The sequence below is a fragment of the Kitasatospora sp. NPDC056273 genome, assembly GCF_042268845.1.
GTDB lineage: Bacteria > Actinomycetota > Actinomycetes > Streptomycetales > Streptomycetaceae > Kitasatospora.
Genome location: NZ_JBHJSJ010000021.1, coordinates 96,234 through 118,015, shown reverse-complemented (window position 1 = coordinate 118,015; position 21,782 = coordinate 96,234). Strand labels below are relative to the sequence as shown.

Here is a 21,782-nt window from a genome sequence, read left to right as displayed (position 1 = left end):
TGTGAAGACCACCGCAGAGAACGACGCAGAGAACGCCGTGGAACCCGACGGCCCCTCGGCCGCGACCCGGCGGCCGGCGCCGCCCGTGCCGCCCGGCACCCGGCTGCTCGCCCTGGGCGGCCGCTCGGTGCTCGTCCCGGTCCGGCCGCTGCTCGGCTGCACCGTCCTGCTGCTCGCCGTGGTCGCGGTGACCGCCGTCTGCCTGGCCGTCGGCGAGACGAACCTCGACCCGGTGACCGCCCTGCGCGCGGCCTTCGGCGACGGCACCGCGCGCGACGTGCTGCTGGTGGAGAAGCTGCGGCTGCCCCGCGTCGAGGCCGCACTGGCCGTCGGCGCCGCCCTCGGCGTCGCCGGCTGCCTGATGCAGACCCTCGCCCAGAACCGGCTGGCCACCCCGGACACCGTCGGCTTCAACGAGGGCGCCACCGCCTTCGCGGTCGCCTCCGTCACCGGCGTCGCCACCCAGCTGCTGCCCTCCGCCGCCGCCCTGGCGGGCGCCGCCACCGCCGCCTCGCTCGCCTTCGCCCTCGGCGGCGGGGCCGGCCGCAACGGCTACCGCTTCCTGGTCGTCGGCCTCGGCATCGGCGCGGTCTTCGGCGCGGTGACCAACCTGATGCTCTCCCGCGCCGCCATCGACTCCGCCAACGCCGCATACGCCTGGACGGTCGGCACCCTCAACAGCCGGGACGCCGACGCCGTCGGCTACCTCGAACTCGGCCTGCTGGCCTGCCTGCCCGCCGCCGTGCTGCTCGGCCGCCGGCTGTCGCTGCTGCGCTTCTCCGACGCCGTCGCCACCGGGCTGGGCGTCCGGGTGCGCGGCCTGCGGGTCGGCGTCCTGCTGGTCTCCGTGGTCTGCGCGGGCCTGGCGGTGGCCGTCGCCGGACCGCTCGGCATGATCGCGCTCGCCGCGCCCGAGGCCGCCCGCCGGATCGCCGGACCGCGCTGCGTGCCGGTGCTCACCTCGGCCGTCGCCGGAGCCGCCTTCACCCTGCTCGCCGACCTGATCGGCCGCACCCTCCTGTCGCCGCTGGAGGTGCCGGCCGGCCTGGTCACCGCCGTCGTGGGCGGCCCGTACCTGCTCTGGCTGCTGCTCACCACCCGTCCCCGGAGGACCGCATGACCGCCCGCCCCGCGACCGCTGAATCCTCCGGGACCGTGACGGCCGCCGACGGAGCGCCCCGGCTGGCGACCAGCGCGCTCAGCCTCGGCCACGACCGCACCATCGTGGTGCGCGAGCTCGACCTCGAACTGCCGCAGCGCCAGGTCACCGTCATCGTCGGCCCGAACGGCTGCGGCAAGTCCACCCTGCTCGGCGGCCTCGCCCGGACCATCGCCCCGCGCTCCGGCGCCGTGCTGCTCGACGGCAAGCCGCTGACCTCGCTGTCCACCCGCGCCATCGCCCGGATCATCGGCCTGCTGCCGCAGTCCGCCACCGCCCCGGACGGGCTGACCGTCCGCGACCTGGTCCGCTACGGCCGCCAGCCGCACCAGGGCCTGCTGCGGCAGTGGTCCGCCGCCGACGCCGAGGCGGTCGAGCACGCGCTCGCCGCCGCCGACCTGCACGAGCTGGCCGACCGCCCGCTGGACACCCTCTCCGGCGGCCAGCGCCAGCGCGCCTGGATCGCCATGGCCGTCGCCCAGGACACCGACATCCTGATGCTGGACGAGCCGACCTCGGCGCTGGACATGGGCCACGCGCTGGAGGTGCTGGAGATGGTGCGCGGCCTGACGGCCGAGCGCGGCCGCACCGTCGTCCTCGTCCTGCACGACCTGACCACCGCCTGCCGCTACGCCGACCACATGGTGGCCATGCGCGACGGCCGGGTGGCCGCCCAGGGCGCGCCGCGCGACATCGTCACCCCGGAGCTGGTGCGCGAGCTGTACGGGGTGGAGAGCGTGATCCTCACCGACCCGGTGCACGGCACCCCGGTGGTCTGCCCGGTCGGCCTCGCCCCCCGGGTGCGCTGACATCGGCGGGCCGGTCAGCCGGTCAGCCGGCCAGGCCCGGCAGCACCAGGGCGCCCGGCAGCTCCGCCAGGGCCCAGCCGGGCAGGATGAGCTTGCCCCGGCGCCGGCCGCTGCCGACCAGGACGTACGGGGCCGCGGCCACCGCCTCGTCGATCAGCAGCGGCCAGCCGCCGGGCAGGCCGACGGGGGTGATGCCGCCGTACTCCATGCCGGTCAGCTCGACCGCGGTGTCCATCGGCGCGAAGGACGCCTTGCGTGCCCCCAGGTGGGTGCGCACCGCCCTGTTGACGTCCACCCGGGTGGTGGCCAGGGCCAGGCACCCGGCCAGGGTCACCTCCCCGGCGCGCTTGGCGGCGACCACCACGCAGTTCGCTGAGAGCTCCGGCGGCACGTCGTAGGCCGCGCAGAACACGGCGGTGTCCGCCTGTTCCGGGTCGCTGTCCACGTAGAGCACCGAGGCGGCCGCTCCGGGCGCGTCCCAGTTCTTCAGCGCGTCGGCGACGGGCGCGGCGAGCTCCGCGCCGAGCTCCAGGGCCGGCACGGCGGTGGCGAAGTTCCCGAACGGCGGGGCGGTGGACTCACTCATGGACCGGACTGTAGCGCGCCCGGCCACCCGGTCGGCCTACCTGGCTGCCGTCGGCCGTACGGGAGGACCGCGGTCAGCCGTACGGGACGACGGCGACCGGGCAGTGCACGTGGTGGATCGCGGCGTGCGCCACCGGGCCGAGGTGGTGGTGGCGCAGCGGCATCCGCCGGATGCGGCGGCCGACGACCAGCAGCCGGGCCGTCGCGGCGGCGTCCACCAGCTCGACGGCGGCCTTGCCGCGGATCAGGTCGGTGCTCACCATCACCTCGGGGTGCCGGGCCTGCCAGGGCTCCAGGGCCCGGGCGAGGCCGTCGTGCTCGACGGCCGAGACCTCGCCCTCCAGCCCGCCGATCGCCCCGTAGGACATGTACTCGCTGCCGGCCGGCGGGGACCAGACGTGCACCACGCGCAGCGGCGCCGAACGGAGCGCGGCGGCCTCGAAGGCGAAGGCCAGCACCTCGTCCGCCGGGTGCGCCAGGTCGAGGCCGACCGTCACCGCGCCGTCCGGTTCGTCCCCGCCGGCCCGGATCAGCACCACCGGGCAGTCCGCCCGGCGCAGCACCTCCTGGCTCACCGAGCCGACCAGGAAGCCGCGCAGGGTGCCCAGCCCGCGCGAGCCGAGCACCAGCAGGGCGGCCCCGTGCGCGGCGGCCTCCAGCGCCTCGACGGGATCGCCGGCCACGGAGCCGGCGGTGACCTCGACCTCCGGCGCGAGGGTGCGCAACTCGCGCTCGCGCTCGGCGAGTCGCGCCAGTGCGGAGTGGTCGCCGGGCCTGCTCCCGGGGGTGATCTGCTTCGGCCGGGGCCAGGCCTGGAGGACGTCCAGGCGCAGGCCGCGGCGCTGCGCCTCGTGGGCGGCCCAGGCGGCGGCGGCCAGGCTCTCGGGTGAGCCGTCGAATCCGACGACGACGGGTCCGGTCACGGCGTGCTCCTCGGTTCCGGTGCGGCCCCAGCCCCCGGAGGTCTCGGTGCGGCCAGTATCCGCGCCGGCCCGGACCGGCGCCTCCCGGAGCCGTCGCCGGTCGCGGTGGGTGACGGGACGGGCCCGGTTCCGCCGTCCGGCTGGTCGGCCGGGCGGCGGCGCGGCACGCCCGGGCCGGGCGGGGGCGCCGGGCTAGGGTCGGCCGAACCGCCGCGTGCCGGTCGCGCCGTTCCGAGCGCTCCGCCCCAGCCGGTCCTTTCAGCCCGGGAGAACGATGCCGAGGGTCCCCACGTTCCGCTCGCGGTGGGCGGGCGCCGCCGCCGGACTGGCCGTGCTCGCCGCCGCCCTGGTGGGCTGCGGGGACGGTGGGGGCGGCGGCCCGGTCGCCCTGAACTGGTACAACTTCCCGGACGACTCGGGCGCCCTCCAGCAGGCCGCCGACCGCTGCGGGCAGCAGTCCGGCGGCCGCTACACGATCCGCTACAACAAGCTGCCGCGCGGGGCCGACGGCCAGCGCCAGCAGCTGGTGCGCCGGATGGCGGCGCACGACACCGGCGTGGACGTCCTCGGCCTGGACGTCACCTGGCCCGCCGAGTTCGCCGAGGCCGGCTGGATCCGCGAGTGGACCGGGGCGATGCGCGAGCGGGCCACCGCCGACACCCTCGACGCGGCGGTGCGGACCGCGACCTGGCGGGACCGGCTGTACGCCGTGCCGTACAACTCCAACACCCAGCTGCTCTGGTACCGCGACGACCTGGTGCCGACCCCGCCCGCCACCTGGGCGGAGATGCTCTCCCAGGCCCGGGAGCTGGACCGCGAGGGCAAGCCGCACCTCGTGGAGATCCAGGGCGCCCAGTACGAGGGGCTGACGGTCTGGTTCAACACGCTGGTCACCAGCGCGGGCGGCTCGATCCTCACCCCCGACGCCCAGGGGCCCGCGCTCGGGGCGCCCGCCGTCACGGCCGCCGGGGTGATGCGCGACCTGGCGGCCTCGGTGGCCGCCGACCCCTCGCTGTCGAACCAGATGGAGGACCAGAACCGGCTCGCGATGGAGTCCGGCACGGCCGCCTTCGAACTCAACTACCCCTTCGTCTACCCCTCGATGAAGGCCAACCGGCCGGAGCTGTTCCCGCACTTCCGCTGGGCGCCGTACCCCGCGGTGAGCGCCGACCGCCCCGCCAGCGTCACCATCGGCGGGATCGACCTCGCGGTGGGCGCCTACAGCCGGCACCCCGACCTCGCCGCCGAGGCCACCCTCTGCCTGCGCGACCGGGACAACCAGCTCGCCAACGCGCTGAAGGGCGGCCTCCCGCCCTCGCTGCGGAGCCTGTACGAGACGGCCGAGCTGACCGCCAGCTACCCGTTCGCCGCCGACGTGCTGGCCGCCCTCGACTCCGCCAGCGTGCGGCCGCAGACCCCGGCCTACCAGAACGTCTCCATCGCGATCTCGCACACCCTCTCCCCGCCCGCCGGCATCCACCCGGAGAAGGACGTGGCCGACCTCCGCGGGCAGATCCGGGACGCCCTCGGTTCGAAGGGGCTGATTCCGTGACACCGCCCGTTCCCGGGCCACCGCCCGCTGAGGCCGCGGCCGGCCAGGGACTGGCCGGGCCCTCGCGCGGCGCCCGCCAGGAGAGCCGGCTGGGCCTGCTGCTGTGCGCCCCCGCCGTGGTCGTGATGCTCGCCGTCACCGCCTACCCGATCGGCTACGCCGTCTACCTGTCCCTACAGCGCTACGACCTGCGCTTCCCGGCCCAGGCGCACTGGGTCGGGCTCGCCAACTACGGCGCGGTGCTGACCTCGCCGTTCTGGTGGCAAGCGCTCGGTGTCACGGTGCTGATCACCGCGGTGTCGGTGGCCGTCGAGCTGGTGCTCGGCCTGGCGCTCGCCCTGGTGATGCACCGTACGGTCTTCGGGCGCGGGACGGTGCGCACCGCGGTGCTGGTGCCGTACGGGATCGTCACCGTCGTCGCGGCCTACTCCTGGCAGTACGCGTGGACCCCGGGCACCGGCTACCTGGCCGCCCTGCTGCCGGAGGGCAGCGCCCCGCTGACGGAGCAGTGGCCGGCCGTCGGTCTGATCATCCTCGCGGAGGTGTGGAAGACCACCCCGTTCATGGCGCTGCTGCTGCTCGCCGGCCTGGCCCTCGTCCCGGACGAGACGGTCCGGGCGGCGATGGTGGACGGCGCGAGCTCCGGGCAGCGGCTGCGGCTGGTGATCCTGCCGCTGATGAAGCCCGCGATCCTGGTCGCGCTGCTCTTCCGGACCCTGGACGCCTTCCGGATCTTCGACAACATCTACGTGCTGACCAGCGGCTCCAACGGCACCGGCTCGGTGTCGATCCTCGGCTACGACAACCTCTTCACCGCGCTCAACCTGGGCATCGGCTCGGCGATCTCGGTGCTGATCTTCGTCTGCGTGGCGCTCATCGCGCTGGTCTTCGTCAAGCTGTTCGGCGCGGCCACGCCCGGCGCGGAACCGGAGCGGCGATGAGCGGCCGGCCCGCCCGGGCCCTGACCGGCTGGGGCATCGCCAACCTGGTGGTCGTGCTCTACGCGCTCTTCCCGGTGTGGTGGATCGTGGCGCTGTCCTTCAAGGACCCGAGCACCCTCTCCGACGGCGCCTTCGTGCCCCGCCGGTGGACCCTGGCCAACTACCGCGGCATCTTCCAGACCTCGGAGTTCACCCGCGCCCTGGTCAACTCGATCGGCATCGCGCTGATCGCCACCACCGTCGCCGTCGCGCTCGGCACCATGGCCGCGTACGCGGTGGCCCGGCTGCGCTTCCCCGGCAAGCGGCTGCTGATCGGGGTCTCCCTGCTGATCGCGATGTTCCCGCCGATCTCGCTGGTCTCGCCGCTGTTCGGCATCGAGCGGGCGCTGGGCCTGTTCGACACCTGGCCCGGGCTGATCATCCCGTACATGACCTTCTCGCTGCCGCTGGCGATCTACACGCTCTCGGCGTTCTTCCGGGAGATCCCCTGGGACCTGGAGAAGGCGGCCAAGGTGGACGGCGCCACGCCGTGGCAGGCGTTCCGGCTGGTCATCGCGCCGCTGGCGGCGCCGGGGGTGTTCACCACCGGCATCCTGGTCTTCATCTTCTGCTGGAACGACTTCCTGTTCGCCATCTCGCTGACCTCCACCACCTCGGCCCGGACGGTACCGGCCGCGATCGCCTTCTTCACCGGGAGCTCCCAGTTCGAGCAGCCGACCGGCTCGATCGCGGCGGCCGCGGTGATCATCACGATCCCGATCGTGGTCTTCGTGCTGCTGTTCCAGCGCCGCATCGTCGCCGGGCTCACCGCCGGCGCCGTCAAGGGCTGAGCCCGACATCGAGTTTTCCCAGGATGGGTTTCCCAGGAAGAGCCCGCCCCACCCGGCGGGCCAGGAAGGCGGACCGTGGCCGAGATCGTCCTCGACGGCATCACCAAGCGCTACCCCGACGGCGCCCTCGCCGTCCGCCACGTCGACCTCACCATCGCCGACGGCGAGTTCGTGATCCTGGTCGGCCCCTCCGGCTGCGGCAAGTCCACCACGCTCAACATGATCGCCGGGCTGGAGGACATCACCGAGGGCACCCTGCGGATCGCCGGGGAGGTGGTCAACGACCGCGCGCCCAAGGACCGCGACATCGCCATGGTCTTCCAGAGCTACGCCCTCTACCCGCACATGAGCGTGCGCGACAACATGGGCTTCGCGCTGCGCCTCGCCAAGGTCGACAAGGCGACCATCGCCGCCAAGGTCGAGGAGGCCGCCCGCGTCCTCGACCTCACCCGGCACCTCGACCGCAAGCCCGCCCACCTCTCCGGGGGGCAGCGCCAGCGGGTCGCGATGGGCCGGGCGATCGTCCGCGACCCCAAGGTCTTCCTGATGGACGAGCCGTTGTCCAACCTGGACGCCAAGCTCCGGGTGCAGATGCGCACCCAGATCGCCGCCCTCCAGCGCCGCCTTGGCACCACCACCGTCTACGTCACCCACGACCAGGTCGAGGCGATGACGCTCGGCGACCGGGTGGTGGTGATGCGCTCCGGCGTCGTCCAGCAGGTCGGCTCGCCGCAGCAGCTGTACGACGAGCCGGTGAACCTCTTCGTCGCCGGGTTCATCGGCTCGCCCGGCATGAACTTCCTCGGCGCCGCGCTGGAGCACGGCGCCCTGCGCACCTCGCTGGGCGACCTGCCGCTGGACGACCGCACCCGGCGCGCCCTGGAGCGCGCGGACGCGCCGCGCGAACTGGTCGTCGGCATCCGTCCCGAGGACTTCGAGGACGCCGCCCTGGTCGAGGGGCACGCCGGCGGGGTCACCGTCACCGTGACCGTCGAGGTCCGGGAGTCGGTCGGCTCGGACGTCTACGTCCACTTCGCGGAGGAGAGCGGACCGGCGGCGGCCCAGGGCCCCGGCGGCCTCGCCGCCCTGGCGGAACTCGCCGAACTGGCCGAGCTGGCCGAACTCGCCGCCGACTCGGGCCGGGCCGACACCGGCATGCGGGAGCACCGGGTGGTCGCCCGGCTGAACCCCGCCACCCGGGCCGCCGAGGGCGGCCCGCTGGACCTGCGGGTGGACACGGCGCGCATCCACGTCTTCGACCCCCGCACCGGGGCCAACCTGACCCACCCGGAACGTTCGTAGCGTGGTACGGAAGGCCCAACCCCCGGCCGGCCCGCGGTGTGCCTGACCGTTGCCGTACCGGACCCGACTTACATTGCCCGGTTATGGGAGAAAATGTCGGAATCAGTCGCCGATCGGTGCTCAAGGCCGTCCCCGGAGCCGTCCTCGCGGCCGGCTCCGGCGGGATCCTCGCCCGGCCCGCGGTGGCGGCCGCCGCCTTCCCGCAGCCCGTCGTCCGGCGCGCCCGGTCGGCCTCCGGTGGGCCGGCGGCGGTGCTCGACCAGACGCTCGACGTACGGTTCACGACGCTCTCCGTCCCGGGCTACGGGACGGTCACCACGCGCACCTACAACGGGACCATCCCCGGGCCGACCCTGCGGGCGCGCGCCGGGGACGTGCTGTGGCTGACCCAGGTCAACGGGCTGCCGCCGAACCCGGTCGAGCCGGCCGGGTCGACCGGGATGTCTGGCATGTCGGGGATGTCAGGCCCGGCGCACCACGGCGGCCACAACCGGCCGCACCGTGTGAACACCTTCAACCTGCACACCCACGGCCTGCACGTCTCGCCGTCCGGGCGTGCCGACAACATCCTGCGGGAGTTCCCGCCGCGCACCGCCGACGAGGCCGCGGCCGGCGCCCCGGAGCCGCGGTACCTGACCACCGTCCAGATCCCAACCGACCATCCGGCCGGGACGTACTGGTACCACCCGCACGCGCACGGGGCCACCGCCGAACAGATCGCCGGAGGGATGGCCGGGGTCATCGTCATCGAGGGCGACGTCGACGAGGTGCCGCAGATCAAGGCCGCCGCCGACCTGGTCGTCTGCATCAACGAACTCCGGCTCAAGGGCGGCAGGGTCCCCGGCTTCACCTCCGGCGACGCCCTGGCCGCCGTCCCGCCCACCTTCACCGTCAACGGCGAGGTCAACCCCGTCCTCGTGCTGCGCCCCGGCGAGGTCCAGCGCTGGCGCCTGGTCGCGGCGACCGCGTTCACCGCTCTCTCGCTCCAGGTCACCGACGGGGAACGGAAGTTGACGCTGCACCAGATCGCCATGGACGGCGTGACCTTCCCCGCGCCGGTCGCCACCGAGGTGGTCCCGCTGGGCGTGGGCAACCGCGCCGACGTGCTGGTCCGGGGCGGCGAGGCCGGGACGTACGAACTGCGGGCCAAGGGCGTGCCCGTCCCGCTGATGACGATCGAGGTGGCGGGGGAGGCCGTCCAGCCGCCCATGGAGCTGCCGACCTCGCTGCCGCAGGGCATGCCGTTCCTCGACGAGAAGGACATCGCCAACCCCGGCGGCGACCGCAGGGTGGTCTTCCACGTCGACCCGAAGGTCTTCGCCCAGCCGTTCCCCAACGCCTACCGCGTCCTCGGCAGCCACCCGACCCCCGCGGCCGACCCCGGCGGCGACCTCACCCGCGACCCCGCCTACGGCCTGTTCGACCCCGAGTACGTCAACCACACCCTGGAACTCGGCACCGTCGAACGGTGGACCATCCACACCGACGAGACCATGCCGATCTTCCACCACCCCTTCCACCTGCACACCAACCACGTCCTCGTCACCCACCGCAACGGGGAACGGCTCGACCCGCCGGTGTGGCAGGACACCGTCGACCTGACCGGCGGCAAGCCGGGCGACACCGTCACCCTCCTGGTCAAGTACGAGGACTTCACCGGCCGCACCGTCCTGCACTGCCACCAGCTGCAGCACGAGGACCTCGGGATGATGCAGCTGGTCGAGTACGTCCGGCCGCGACGGCCGGAGCCGGCCGGATGGCCGGGGTGGCCCCAGCAGCCCGGGTGGCCGGGATGGCCTGGCCGGCCTCGTCCGCTCGATCACTGAGCGCTGCCGGGCGCCGGCGGCGGCGCAGGAAAGCTCCTGGAACGTGCGTTCGGAACCGGATCCCGGGGTAGAACCAGTCGTACAGCGGCCGTGCGATTCCGGCTGCTCCAGCACCTCGGGCGGTGCCGCCGGGGCCGGTGCCACCGGGGCCGCGCCCGCAGTGGCCGGGCACGGGTCCCGGGGGAGGAGTCCGTGACACGCCGCACGAGGTGCGGGCCGTACGTGGCGCCGGGCGCTCACCCCGGCGCCCAGGAGCGATCACGTGTCCGTCCACCTGGAAACAGCCGGCTGGGAAGCGGCCCCCTCGGGCCTGCCGCCCGACCTCCCGCGACGGCCCACGGCGGCCGAACTCCGCCGCATGGGGAAGTCCGAGGCGCGGGAGCTGAGCGACGCGCTGTTCGAGCGGCTGGCCGGGCTGGTCCGGGAGACCCGCGCCTACAGCCACGTCCGCGGCACGATCATCGAGCTCAACATGCCGCTGGTGCGCTTCATCGCCGCCCGCTTCCGCCACCGGGCCGAGGACATGGAGGACATCCTCCAGGTCGGCACGATCGGCCTGATCAAGGCCGTCGACGGCTACGACCCGCGGCGCGGCGTCGAGTTCGTCACCTACGCGATCCCCACCATCACCGGCGAGATCAAGCGGTTCTTCCGCGACACCTCCTGGCCGGTGCGCGTCCCGCGCAGCATGCAGGAGCTGTACCTGTCCGTCGCCCGCGACTCCGACCGCCTGGAGCAGGAGCTCGGCCGGCTGCCGCGGCCCGAGGAGATCGCCGAGGACCTGCACCTCACCGTCGAACAGGCCACCGAGGGGCTGCTGGCGGGCCGGGTCTACCGCCCCAACTCCCTGGACGCGCTGCGCGACCAGGACACCGACGAGACCGGCAGCGCCCTGCTCGACCGGCTCGGCGGCTGCGACCCCGGGATCGAACTCGCCGACTTCCGCACCGCCGTCCGCCCGCTGCTGGCCCGGTTGCCGGAGCGTGAGCAGACCGTCCTCAAGCTGCGGTTCTGGGACGGGTGCACCCAGTCCCGGATAGCGGACCGGATCGGCGTCTCCCAGATGCACGTCTCCCGGCTGCTCAGTGCCACCCTGGCCTGGCTGCGCGAGGAACTGGAGGACCGGGACGCGCCCGGGTGGGGTGATGGGGAGCCGGAGGCCGTCGCTTCCGGGGGCGGGCTTGACGGCGGGCCCGGGAGCGGTTCCGGCGGCGGGCGCGAGGGCACCGGCTGAGGCGGTCGGGCGGGCCGACGTGCGGGGTGGGGACCCGGGGTGCGGTTTCGCTGCGTGATCGGCGCATACTTTCCGTAAACACACGGAGGTGCTCATGCCCATGGTGGATGTCGCTGCCCTCGGCCGACTGGTCGCGGAGTACGAGGCCCTGTCCCCGTCGAGCTCGCCGGAGGCCCGGCAGCGGTTGCGCGACGTCTGCTACACGATCGGCATCTACACGGGTGAGGCCGACGCCGTCCGCGCGGTCGCCCGGGCCCGCATGCTGCTGGCCCGTCAGGGCCCGGCCGACGGCGGCGGCGCGGCGGCCGGAGCCCCGGCGACCGACCGGGCCCGGGCGGCGCTCCTCGCCGAACTCGGCGACCTCGCGGCCCGCGAGCGGGTACGGGCCGCGCCCCTCCCCAGCCTGCACGACGTGGTGCAGCTGACCAGGGTCACCGTCCCGGACTGCGTGGGCGCCGCCGTGAGCACCTGGCACGACGACGGATCGGTCGAGACCTTCGCGGCGACCCCGTCCTACCTGCTCGCCCTCGAACGCGCCCAGAGCGGGGCGGACGCCGGCCCGCTGCCCCGGCTCCGCCGCCAGGGCGAGGGCCAGATCGTCGTCCGGCTCGACCCCGGCCGGCCGGACCGGTTCGCCGACCGCGCCCGGCGCTGCGGCGTACGGGCCGTGGCCGGCGCGCACCTGCGCACCCACCCGCACGGCTGCACCGTGTTCAGCGCCTACCTGCGCACCCCGGTCGACCCCGGCACACCGGCCCTCGGGCTGGTGGAGGTGCTCGCCCTCCAGGCGTCGGCCGCCCTCGACCGCTTCGCGCTGTCCCGGGCCGTGGCCGACCTCCTCGACCGCCGGCACGCCACCGGCCTGGCCATCGGCCTCACCGCCGAGCGGTTCGACGTCACCCCGCACGCCGCGCTGAGCCTGCTGGTCGGAGCCGCCCAGCGACTGGGCACCGACCTCGCCACGGTGGCCCGGCACCTCGCCGACGGCGACCGGCCGCGCACCGCGCCCGGCGAGCGGGGCGGCTCGTAGCGCGGGCGCGGGACGGTTGCGCCGGTGCCGGACGGTTGCACCGGTGCCGGACGGGCAGGCGTACAGGAAGGGGGGCGGAAGGCGTGCAGACGGGCGCGAGCAGACGGGCGGGAAGGCCCCGGCCGCGCCGTACGAGGAGGTCGTCATGAGCATGGTGAAGGAATCCGTGGACGTGGCCGTCCCCCTGCACGCCGCCTACAACCAGTGGACGCTCGCCGAGGAGTTCCCGCGCTTCATGGAGGGCGTCGACTCGGTGAGCCGGCTCGACAGCCGCCACAACCACTGGCAGACCAACATCGACGGCGTCACCCGCGAGTTCGACACCGAGATCGTCGACCAGGAACCGGAGGAGCTGATCGCCTGGCGGGGCATGGACGGCGAGGCCGAGCGGAAGGAGGTGGTGACCTTCCGGCGGCTCGACCCGGGCCACACCCGGGTCACCCTCGCCGTCGACCTCCGGCCCGCGGGCCCGGGGGAGCAGGCCGCCGACGTCCGGGGCGAGGTCGACCGGCGGGTGAAGGGGGACCTGAGGCGGTTCAAGGAGTACGTCGAGGAACGCGCGCGGGGGAGGGGCGGGGCGGGTTGAGCCGGCTCCGGCGGCCCGTGCGGCTTCCGTCGGCCCGCGGCGGCCCCGTCAGCCCGCGTCGGCCATCGTGTCGGCCCCCGCGTCGGCCATCGCGTCGGCTCGGCGGAGGCCGCTCCAGTGCGCGAACGCGGCCACCGAGCCCAGCGCGGGCAGCGCCGCCGCCGCGAAGATCCCGAACAGGTACTCGCCCGACAGCGCGGTGAACGCCAGCAGCAGCACCTGCACCCCGGCCGCCGCCGCCAGGAGCCTCCAGCCGGGCCGCGGGCGCCAGACCCCGCGCACCGCCAACGCGTTGATCCCGGCCATCGCGAACCCGGCGGCCCCCATCACGTACGGCACCCACTGCGGCTTCGGCGCCACCTCGTCCTCGAACCCGATGCCGTTGTAGAACAACGGGACCGCGATGCAGAAGAACATCACCACCGCCACCGTCTCCAGGATCAGCAGCACGGTCGTCGCAGCCCGCGACAGCCAGGAGAGAGCGGTCATGGTGGGGAGCCTTCCGGGAGTTCGGTGTTCTGTACTGCGACGCCCGGGGAGCCCGGACCACAGCGGTCCATCGCTACTGGAGGCATGGCACGACCGCGCGACGGGCACGTCCCATGACGCCGCCCGACCCGGCGGCCTCGGCACCGCAGCATAGTCAAGAAATGGCAAAGGCTGTAGTGCGGTGCAGGTCGGAGGGCGTCCTCCCCGCAGGCGCGGGGGCGGCCACTGAAGGGGACGGTTCGGCCGCCGATGCCGAAATCCGGTCAACTCGGCCGCCCAGGCGCAGGAGTTCGTCCGGATCGCGGGCGTACGGGGACGGCTGCTCCTAGGCTCGTCCGGACACCGTGGCGTGAGGGGGAGTGCCGTGGCCCGTAGGCCTGTTCGGCGACGTCGGTCGACCGTCGCCCGCCGGTTGAAGCAGAACACACCGCTGCTGGGGGCGGCCGCGCTGGTCGCGGTCGTGCTGGGCACGATGGTGGTCCAGTGGCTGGCCCAACACCTGCTGCTGGTCGCCGCGTTCCTCATCGTCGGCGCGGGAGCGGGCGCCGCCGTGCTGCGCTCGCGGGCGCGGGCCCGGCAGCGGGAACTGGACGCGCGGACCGCCCGACTGCGGCACATCGGGCCGTTCCTGGCGATGACCCCGAAGGCCTTCGAGCACGCGCTGGCCGACCTGTGCCGCCGGGACGGCTGCACGAAGGTGAAGGTGGTCGGCGGGGCCGGAGACCTCGCGGCGGACGTCCTCGCCACCACCCCCGCCGGGCAGCGGATCCTCATCCAGGCCAAGCGGTACGGGCCGAGGACGTTCGTCGGCTCCCAGGACGTCCAGAAGGTCAACGGCACCTACCGCGATGTGCACCACTGCGACCTGGCCGCCGTGGTGACGACCAGCTCCTTCACCAAGGCCGCCGCCGCGTTCTGCGCCCAGGTCGGCATCCGCGCCGTCGACCAGCGGGCGCTCGCCCTGTGGGCGGACGGTCGGGGCGGGGCACCCTGGGTCTGAGTCACCGGGACTCGGGTAGTCCGTCCATGCCGCCCGCTCTCCCAAGGCGGTGGCTGTCGGAGGGTCCGCCTAACCTGACGGCGAGACGGATATCGGAGGCCGTCCAGGTGGCGAAGAGCAGGACGGGTGCGGGGCATGAGTGTGGACTTCTTCTGGCGGCGGGTGGACGGAACGGTGCTGGACGAACTGTCGCCGACGGAGCTCCGCGCCCTGGTGCCCGGCTGGTCCGATGACGACTTCGGCCCTCTGTACGCGGCCGGTGCGGTGCTGGCCGTGGAGCGCAACGGATACCTGATGCACGTCGCCTTGATGAAGGCGGTCGGCGGTGCGGGCCCGGACTTGAGAGCGGCCCAACTGCCGGTGTTCGGTGGTGAGGAACGGACGGCCGTCGAGGGAGACCCCGACTGCGACGCAGAGTTCGGCGAGATGGCGGTCTGGGTGCTTCGACCCGATGAGGTGCGGACGGCATCGGCTTTCCTGGACGCGGTGGGCGTCGACGAGTTGGTGGGGACCGTGGACGCCGTGCTGGCGGACGAGGTCGCGTCGCTCGGGTTCGCGACCCCGTGGTCCGAGGCGTGGGCCGGTGACTTGAGCGCCGACCTGCGCGCGCTGAAGGACTACTTCGCCCAGGCGGCCGCTGCCGGCGACGCGATGGTCAAGGTCGAGGCCGCGTGACGAGGAGGACCGCGCCGTGTTCCGGGCTCGGACCTGCCGGCGGGTCCGGCTGATCCGGCGGAATGTCAGAGGGATGCTGTTGAGTGTGCGCCATGTCCGTTCACGAACTCATGGCCGTCCTTCCCGAACCCCAGGAACTGCGAGCCCGCTGCCGCGCGGTGGCGTTGCTGGACACGATCGTTTCTGCGCCCGGCGGCCCCAGCCACACGTTCGTGGCCGACTGGCGTCCGGGCGTCGACCTGGCCGGGATGGACAACGGGTCCGGTGACCAGTACGACATCGTCTTCGGTCCGGACGGGGTGTTCCTCTACGGCTTCGACCATGAAAGCGACGCCTCCCCGTGGCGGGAGGACGAACGCGCGCACTGGCCCGGTCTGCTGGACGGCCTGCCGGAATCGCTCGCGGAGTTCGCGCAGGCGCCCGAGTTCCAGTTCGACGGGTTCTTCGACGCGACCGTGTGTGCCTGGTACGAGGCCGGGTCCGGCGGATGGCGGTGCGGTCCGGTCGAATTCGCCGAGGGGGAGACGGACGGCGCTGATTGGCTGTTCGACATCCTCACCGGTTCCGATCCCGCGCAGGCGTTCATCGACTTCGCGGAGGAGTATCACGAACGGCCCGTCGACCGGGAGGCGGTGGAGGCCGTGCTGAAGGGTGCTCCGCTCGACCGCCGTATGGTCGCCGCGCTGTCGGCTACCGCGAGCTTCGACGCCGTCGCGGCGCGGGCCCATGCGGTGGGCTGGGCCGTGGCGGACGACTGAGGTGGTGCATGGCTCTCGTCAGAGCTGTGGCTGCCGACTGCCCCGCGCGTGTGGGGAGAAGCCTTGGCGATCTGGGGTGGCCGGAGGCTAAGGCATTGCTGTCCTCGATCACGCCAAGCGAGTTCCCCCGTTGAGTGGTCCTCAGCGTCGTCGGCGGGCTGGGGGCGGGGTGGGTCCAGCCCCACCCCTGGCCGGGGTGCAGGTGGATTCTGTCGTCGCGCCGCCGTCCCTAGCGTTGATCGCGTGCCGTCCGAGGTTGCGGGCGGGCGTGTGATGCGGGGAGGGCGAGGTGTACGGAACGGTGCGCGCGGGGCGGGGGTTCCGGTGTTGCGGCTGTCGGGGTTGCGCAAGCGGTTCGGGGCGCGGTGGCGCTGGGAGGTCGGTCTTCGCGCCGGCCAATCGGGGCTGGTTCCTGGCCCGGTACCTGCCGTCGGCGGTCGGGTTCGTGCTGGGGGCGTGCCGGCTGACTCGCGGTCAGCGGGGGGTGGTGCCCGGGGGGACGTCCGAGCGGACGGCTGCGATCATGAACGGCGCGTACGACCGAATCCGACCGGAGGCCCCGTGAGCAGCCCGCAGACCCCAGCCGCCCGTGAGCCGGACACCGCCGAACCGGGTCGCGGCGCCGCGCGCGAGCTGCGCGCCGCCGTACGGGCGCTCGGGCGGCTCGCCGCCTTCACGCTGCTGATACCGGTCGGGGTGGGGCTGACGGCGGCCTTCCTGCTGTCGTTCGTGATCTGGGGCTGCCTCGGGATCTTCCCGTTCTTCCCGACCGCCACCCGGATGGTCCGCTCCGCCGCCGGGGCCGCCCGGTGGGCGGCCGGCCACTGGTCGCAGGTGCCCGTACCGCCGCCGTACCGGCCTCGCCCGGCCCTGGAACGCACCCTCCACGGCTGGTACTGGACCGGCCACGACTACCACCGGAACCGCTGGTTCGCCGGCATGTCCCTCGACGTCCGCTGGCTCTGGACCGACCCGGCGACCTGGCGCGACGTCCTCTGGGTGCTCGCCGACCCGCTGGTCGGCGGCGGCATCGCGGCCGCGCCCGTGCTGCTGGTCGGCGCCGGCCTGTACGGGATGGTCCAGGCGCCGTTGCCGTACGACCTGCCGTTCGGCGGCCCGGTCGCGCTGCTCCTCGGCCTCCTCGGCCCGGTGTCGATCGCCGCCGGACTCGCCCTCGCCCGGCCCGCGCTGCGCCTGCACGGCCGGTGGACCCGCGCCCTCCTCGGCCCCACCGAACGCTCGCGGCTCGCCCGGCGGGTCGAGCAGCTCACCGAGATCCGGCTGGACGCCACCGAGGCCCAGGCCGCCGAACTGCGCCGGATCGAACGGGACCTGCACGACGGCGCGCAGGCCCGACTGGTCGCGGTGAGCCTGCGCCTCGGCGCGGTCGCGGCACTGGTCGACCGCGACCCGGGCCAGGCGAAGCAGGTGGCGACGGACGCCCAGGAGAACGTCACCCAGGCCCTCCAGGAACTGCGCGACCTGGTCCGCGGCATCCACCCGCCGGTGCTCGCCGAACGCGGCCTCGCCGAAGGCGTACGGGCGCTGGCGCTGGATGTCCCGCTGAAGGTCGAGGTCCGGGCCGAACTGCCCGGACGGGCCGAGGCGCCGGTGGAGTCGGCGGTCTACTTCGCCGTCAGCGAGGCGCTCACCAACGCCGTCAAGCACGGCGAAGCCCGGCACGCCACCGTGCACCTCACCCACGCCGCCGGACTGCTCCGCGCCGAAGTCACCGACGACGGCCGCGGCGGCGCCGACCCCGACGGGGGCAGCGGCCTGCGGGGCATCCGGCGCAGACTCGCCGCGTTCGACGGTACGCTCACGCTGACCAGCCCCCCGGGGGGTCCGACCAGGCTGATCATGGAGCTACCGTGCGTGTTGTCCTCGCCGAGGACCTCGTCCTGCTGAGGGACGGCCTCTCCCTGCTGCTCAGTGCCCACGGGCACGAGATCGTCGCAGCGGTGGAGAGCGGCCCCGAACTGGCCGCCGCCATCGTCGAACACCGCCCCGACATCGCGGTGGTCGACGTCCGCCTGCCCCCCACGTACACCGATGAGGGACTCCAGGTCGCGCTCGCCGCCCGCCGCGAACGGCCCGGCCTGCCGGTCCTCGTGCTCTCCCAGCACGTCGAACAGCTCTACGCCCGGGAGCTGATCGCCGACGGCACCGGTGGCGTCGGCTACCTCCTCAAGGACCGCGTCTCCAAGGCCGACCAGTTCGTCGACGCCGTCCACACCGTCGCCGCCGGCGGCACCGTCATGGACCCCCAGGTCATCTCCCGCCTCCTCGCCCGCAACGCCGACGACCAGCCCCTCGCCCTCCTCACCCCGCGCGAACGCGACGTCCTCGCCATGATGGCCGAAGGCCGCTCCAACGCCGCCATCGCCCAACGGCTGCACTTCAGCGAGGGCGCCGTCAGCAAGCACACCTCCAACATCTTCGCCAAGCTCAACCTCGGCGCCTCCGACGACGACAACCGCCGCGTCCTCGCCGTCCTCGCCTACCTCGACGGGACGCGCACGCCCTGAGGCGGCGTGCGACGCCCACGTGCCCGGAGTCTCTGTCGCACAGGGGACCGATGTGCCCGCGATGGTGATCATTTAGGAGTACATGGCGAATGTACTGAACATTCTCCCGACTCCCCATCAGGTGTAAGATGCGGCAACCATGGTTCCGCGCCGAGAGCAATACCAATGGGGGCAGGCATGGCTCGCCGATGGGAAGCCGATCCTTCCGCTTCATTGCAGAAGCGCCTCGGGAAATCCGCCAAGGAACTGGGATCGTCCGACGGAAAGGACGAATGCCCGGACATCTGGCAGCTCTCGAATGGCGATGTCGCCGTCATCGGTCGCGATCTCACGGAGGACTACCGCGGGCGGCTCCCCGAAGGCGTCGTCCTGGGCCCGGGTGAGCGGCTCGTCGTCATCCCCGGCCTCATGGTGAGCACGGCGAAGACGGACATCCCGGATGCCTGATCGGAACGCCCCCGAGCTGCGGCCCGAGTGGGGCGAGCCCCTCGCCCGGGACGACTACAAGCGTGACTTCCGCGAGCGGGACGCGCTGATCCGCGGCCGGGACTCGTGGAAGTTGGAGCGACGCCAGTACTTCGAGGAGCAGGGCAGTCCGAGCTGGGAGGCCGCCCGGCGCGGAGACTGGGGCGAGGCGCTGCGACTCCTGGAGGAGCGGCGCCCGGCGCTGCTCGCGATCGGGCGGGAGGACGCGGCGCGGCGGTCCTTCTTCCACCGGGTGCGGGTGGTCGAGCGGCCATGGACGGACTACCTGCGCTGGCAGCTGCACTCGCTGCGGATCCGAGCCGAATGCGGGGAGCGCGTCCGTATGGTCGACGCCGCGGAACTGGCCGATTCCGAGGAATTCGGACAGCTGCCGGAAATCGTCGTTCTCGGCGGCCGTACGCTCTATCAGGTGCGGTATTCGGAGGCGGGAATTCCGGCCGGTGCGATCAGGTACACCGATCCCGATCTCGTCCTCCGGTGGGAGGGATATCTCGCGGATCTCCACCGGGTGGGCGAAGACGTTCTGGCGTACTTCGAACGTGAAGCCGCACACCTCCTCCCACCCGCATAGGAAACGGAGCGCAGTGGCAGACGAGCACGTCGGGTCCACCGGCGACCCCGGAAGCACGCGCTCCACCGTGTCCGGGTCCTCCGCCCAGGACGTGGTCCAGGCCAGGGACGTCAGCGGAGGCATCCACTTCCACGGCGGACCCGACCGGCCGAACAGCACCCCGACTCCGCGTCAACTGCCCGCAGACGTACGCGGCTTCGTCAACCGTACGGTCGAACTCCAGCAGTTGAACGACGCCTTGGCGGGCGATCACCCGAACCCCGACGCCGCCGCTGCCGTCGTCGTCATCGCCGGAACCGCCGGCGCGGGGAAGACCTCGCTCGCCCTGCACTGGGCCCACCAGGCCCGGCACCGCTTCCCCGACGGCCAGTTGTACGTCAACCTCCGCGGCTACGATCCGGGCCGGCCCGTCACCGCCCAGGAGGCCCTCCACCGCTTCCTGACCTCCCTCGGCGTCGCCGTTCAGGCCGTCCCGCCCGATCCCGACGCGGCGGCCGCCCTCTACCGCTCCCTCCTCGCCGAGCGCCGCGTCCTGGTGGTCCTCGACAACGCCGCCAGCGCGCAGCAGGTCAGGCCGCTCCTGCCCGGCAGTGCCGGAAGCCTCGTCCTGGTCACCAGCCGCAGCCGACTGTCCGGTCTCGCCGTACGCGACGGCGCCCGCCGGCTCACCCTGCGGACCCTGCCCGAGGCCGAGGCCGTCGCCCTGCTGCGGGCCGTCACGGCCGGGCACCGGTCCGAGGACGACCCGGCGAAGCTCACCGAACTGGCCCGCCTCTGCGCCCAACTGCCGCTGGCCCTGCGCATCGCGGCCGAGCGCGCCGCCAGCCTGCCGCACATGGGTCTGGACGACCTGATCAACGACCTCCGCGACGAGTCCGCGCTCTGGGACGCCCTCAGCGTGGGCGACGACGAGGACGCCGACGCCGTCCGTACGGTCTTCGCCTGGTCCTACCGGGCCCTGCCCGACCCGGTCGCCCGCCTGTTCCGGCTCCTCGGCCTCCACCCCGGCCCCGACTTCGGGCTCCACGCCGCGGCCGCCCTCGCCCACCTCACCCCCAGCCGGACGCGGCAACTCCTCGACTCCCTCGTCGGCGCCCACCTCGTCGAGCAGAGCGCGCCCGACCGCTACCAGTTCCACGACCTCCTGCGCGCCTACGCCACCGACCAGGCCCAGCACGAGGAAGCCCCCGCACAGCGCCAGTCGGCCCTGCGCCGGGTGCTCGACTGGTACCTGCACACCGCCGACGCCGCCCAGCGGTGGCTGCGGCCGGCCGAGGCCCGGCTACCGCTCGACCCGGTGTCCGACGGAGTCCGGCCGGCGGCCTTCGCCGACTACAACGCCGCCGTGGACTGGGCCGAACGCGAACGCGTCAACCTCCTTCAGGCCGTCCAGGCCGCCTCCGCCGCGGGCGAGGACCGGCGGACCTGGCAGCTGGCCGCCGTCCTCTGGAACGCCCAGGCACCCTCCGCCCCCGGCGCGGACTGGCTCCCGGCAGGCCGGCTCGGACTGGCGGCCGCCGAACGCCTGGACGACACCGCGGCCCGCGCCCTGCTGCTCACCGACCTCGGCATGGGGCACACCCGGGTCAATTCCCTCGGTGACAGCCTGGAGTGCCACCGCAGAGCCCTGGCGCTTTGGCGCGAACGCGGCGACGTGCTCGACGAGGCGCACTCGCTCAACCTGCTGGGACTCGTCCACCTGCACGGCCGGCAACTGGACGACGCCGCACAGTACTTCGAGCAGGCCCTCGCCGCCTTCCGGCCGTTGGGCGAGGCCCAGTGGGAGGCCACCACGCTCGCCAACCTCGCCAGCACCCACTACCGCGCCGGACGCCTCCCCGAGGCCGCGGCCGCCGTCGGTCAGGCGCTGGCCGCCCACCGCGCGCTGAAGAACCAGCGCGGGGAGGGAAACGCCCTGCGCCTGCTGAGCGACATCCGACGCGAGGGCGGCGACCAGGCCGGCGCACTCGCCTCGGCGCACGCGGCACTCGACATCGCCCTGAACCTCCGTGACCACCGCCTGGAGGGCTTCTGGCTCCTCACCCTCGGCGACGCCCAGCGGGCCGACGGCCAACCCGCCGACGCCCTCGACTCCTACCAGCGCGCCGCCGTCCTCCACCGCCGCCTCGGCGACCGCAGCCGCGAGGCCCTCGCCTGGTACGGCGCGGGCGAGACCTACCGCGGCCTCGGCCGTCACGCCGAGGCCGCCGCCTTCCTCCGCCGGGCCGCTACCGCCCACCACGAACTCGGCGACCGCTGGCACGAGGCACTCGCCCTCGACGCCCTGGCGGCGACGGTGTCCGCGGAGGAGCCGGAGGCCGCCCGGCGGCACCGGACGGAGGCGCTCGCACTGCTGGACGGGTACGAGGACGCGCGGGCGGTCGCGGCGCGGGAACGGATCGCGCGGCGGGCCGAGGCGGGCTGACCGCGGCTGTGGTGCGTCGCGGGTGCAGGGGGCTGCCATGGCCGCTGGTGGTTCGGGGGTCGGTGGAGGCCGG

At 73.8% G+C, this 21,782-nt stretch carries 21 protein-coding genes; 18 read left to right on the top strand and 3 right to left on the bottom strand.

The genetic code is table 11. The features are described from left to right. Window position 1: 1 nt before the first annotated feature. A complete protein-coding gene (locus tag ACFCY1_RS20505; protein ID WP_199823156.1) occupies window positions 2-1,120 on the top strand; it encodes an iron chelate uptake ABC transporter family permease subunit in 1,119 nt (372 codons plus the stop codon). Beyond that, complete coding sequence (locus ACFCY1_RS20500; RefSeq protein ID WP_375875484.1) at window positions 1,117-1,968, top strand: ABC transporter ATP-binding protein; 852 nt, start codon at window positions 1,117-1,119, stop codon at window positions 1,966-1,968. Before ACFCY1_RS20505 ends, ACFCY1_RS20500 begins: the two co-directional genes overlap by 4 nt. A 22-nt stretch (window positions 1,969-1,990) precedes the next feature. Here ACFCY1_RS20500 and ACFCY1_RS20495 read toward each other — a convergent pair whose 3' ends face one another. Together ACFCY1_RS20495 and ACFCY1_RS20490 are read right to left on the bottom strand one after the other, a co-directional pair. Continuing rightward, complete coding sequence (locus ACFCY1_RS20495; RefSeq protein WP_375875483.1) at window positions 1,991-2,554, bottom strand: YbaK/EbsC family protein; 564 nt, start codon at window positions 2,552-2,554, stop codon at window positions 1,991-1,993. A 73-nt stretch (window positions 2,555-2,627) separates the two neighbouring features. Continuing rightward, complete coding sequence (locus ACFCY1_RS20490; protein WP_375875482.1) at window positions 2,628-3,476, bottom strand: universal stress protein; 849 nt, start codon at window positions 3,474-3,476, stop codon at window positions 2,628-2,630. A 274-nt stretch (window positions 3,477-3,750) separates the two neighbouring features. Between ACFCY1_RS20490 and ACFCY1_RS20485 the strand changes: the two genes are divergently transcribed. The 8 genes from ACFCY1_RS20485 to ACFCY1_RS20450 all read left to right on the top strand — a co-directional run bounded on the left by ACFCY1_RS20485 (window position 3,751) and on the right by ACFCY1_RS20450 (window position 12,777). Next, a complete protein-coding gene (locus ACFCY1_RS20485; protein ID WP_375875481.1) occupies window positions 3,751-5,028 on the top strand; it encodes an ABC transporter substrate-binding protein in 1,278 nt (425 codons plus the stop codon). 50 nt (window positions 5,029-5,078) lie between these two features. Next, entirely contained in the window at window positions 5,079-5,969 is an 891-nt protein-coding gene (locus tag ACFCY1_RS20480) for a carbohydrate ABC transporter permease (RefSeq protein ID WP_375875496.1), read from the top strand. Further along, on the top strand, window positions 5,966-6,799 hold the full coding sequence (locus tag ACFCY1_RS20475) for a carbohydrate ABC transporter permease (protein WP_375875480.1): 834 nt from the start codon (window positions 5,966-5,968) through the stop codon (window positions 6,797-6,799). Before ACFCY1_RS20480 ends, ACFCY1_RS20475 begins: the two co-directional genes overlap by 4 nt. 75 nt (window positions 6,800-6,874) lie before the next feature. Then, a complete protein-coding gene (locus tag ACFCY1_RS20470; protein WP_375875479.1) occupies window positions 6,875-8,101 on the top strand; it encodes an ABC transporter ATP-binding protein in 1,227 nt (408 codons plus the stop codon). An 83-nt stretch (window positions 8,102-8,184) separates the two neighbouring features. Beyond that, window positions 8,185-9,927 (top strand): multicopper oxidase family protein, encoded by a 1,743-nt coding sequence (locus ACFCY1_RS20465; RefSeq protein ID WP_375875478.1) that lies wholly within the window; start codon window positions 8,185-8,187, stop codon window positions 9,925-9,927. Window positions 9,928-10,189: 262 nt separating this feature from the next. Continuing rightward, window positions 10,190-11,161, top strand: coding sequence for a SigB/SigF/SigG family RNA polymerase sigma factor (locus ACFCY1_RS20460; RefSeq protein WP_375875477.1), 972 nt, complete (start codon window positions 10,190-10,192; stop codon window positions 11,159-11,161). A gap of 100 nt (window positions 11,162-11,261) precedes the next feature. Then, the gene (locus ACFCY1_RS20455; protein ID WP_241853195.1) at window positions 11,262-12,191 is read left to right on the top strand and encodes a DUF5133 domain-containing protein; all 930 of its coding nucleotides are present in this window, start codon (window positions 11,262-11,264) and stop codon (window positions 12,189-12,191) included. Between the two features lie 145 nt (window positions 12,192-12,336). Then, the gene (locus ACFCY1_RS20450) at window positions 12,337-12,777 is read left to right on the top strand and encodes an SRPBCC family protein (protein WP_375875476.1); all 441 of its coding nucleotides are present in this window, start codon (window positions 12,337-12,339) and stop codon (window positions 12,775-12,777) included. A gap of 48 nt (window positions 12,778-12,825) precedes the next feature. Here the strand turns inward: ACFCY1_RS20450 and ACFCY1_RS20445 are convergent, their stop codons facing one another. Further along, window positions 12,826-13,266: a hypothetical protein gene (locus tag ACFCY1_RS20445; RefSeq protein WP_375875475.1), complete on the bottom strand. Its 441-nt coding sequence runs from the start codon at window positions 13,264-13,266 to the stop codon at window positions 12,826-12,828. A gap of 412 nt (window positions 13,267-13,678) precedes the next feature. Between ACFCY1_RS20445 and ACFCY1_RS20440 the strand changes: the two genes are divergently transcribed. From ACFCY1_RS20440 to ACFCY1_RS20405, 8 genes are all read left to right on the top strand, one after another. Continuing rightward, complete coding sequence (locus ACFCY1_RS20440; protein ID WP_375875474.1) at window positions 13,679-14,266, top strand: restriction endonuclease; 588 nt, start codon at window positions 13,679-13,681, stop codon at window positions 14,264-14,266. A gap of 135 nt (window positions 14,267-14,401) precedes the next feature. Then, window positions 14,402-14,941, top strand: a complete 540-nt coding sequence (locus ACFCY1_RS20435) for a hypothetical protein (protein ID WP_117486830.1) — start codon at window positions 14,402-14,404, stop codon at window positions 14,939-14,941. Between the two features lie 92 nt (window positions 14,942-15,033). Then, entirely contained in the window at window positions 15,034-15,699 is a 666-nt protein-coding gene (locus ACFCY1_RS20430) for a hypothetical protein (RefSeq protein ID WP_375875473.1), read from the top strand. A 561-nt stretch (window positions 15,700-16,260) separates the two neighbouring features. Continuing rightward, entirely contained in the window at window positions 16,261-17,607 is a 1,347-nt protein-coding gene (locus ACFCY1_RS20425) for a histidine kinase (RefSeq protein ID WP_375875472.1), read from the top strand. Next, window positions 17,571-18,227 (top strand): LuxR C-terminal-related transcriptional regulator, encoded by a 657-nt coding sequence (locus ACFCY1_RS20420; protein ID WP_375875471.1) that lies wholly within the window; start codon window positions 17,571-17,573, stop codon window positions 18,225-18,227. The genes ACFCY1_RS20425 and ACFCY1_RS20420 overlap by 37 nt, the downstream gene beginning before the upstream one ends. Before the next feature lie 177 nt (window positions 18,228-18,404). Continuing rightward, window positions 18,405-18,674: a hypothetical protein gene (locus ACFCY1_RS20415; protein WP_375875470.1), complete on the top strand. Its 270-nt coding sequence runs from the start codon at window positions 18,405-18,407 to the stop codon at window positions 18,672-18,674. Beyond that, a complete protein-coding gene (locus ACFCY1_RS20410) occupies window positions 18,667-19,284 on the top strand; it encodes a DUF6879 family protein (RefSeq protein ID WP_375875469.1) in 618 nt (205 codons plus the stop codon). The genes ACFCY1_RS20415 and ACFCY1_RS20410 overlap by 8 nt, the downstream gene beginning before the upstream one ends. A 13-nt stretch (window positions 19,285-19,297) precedes the next feature. Then, entirely contained in the window at window positions 19,298-21,709 is a 2,412-nt protein-coding gene (locus ACFCY1_RS20405) for a tetratricopeptide repeat protein (RefSeq protein WP_375875468.1), read from the top strand. Window positions 21,710-21,782 lie beyond the last annotated feature (73 nt).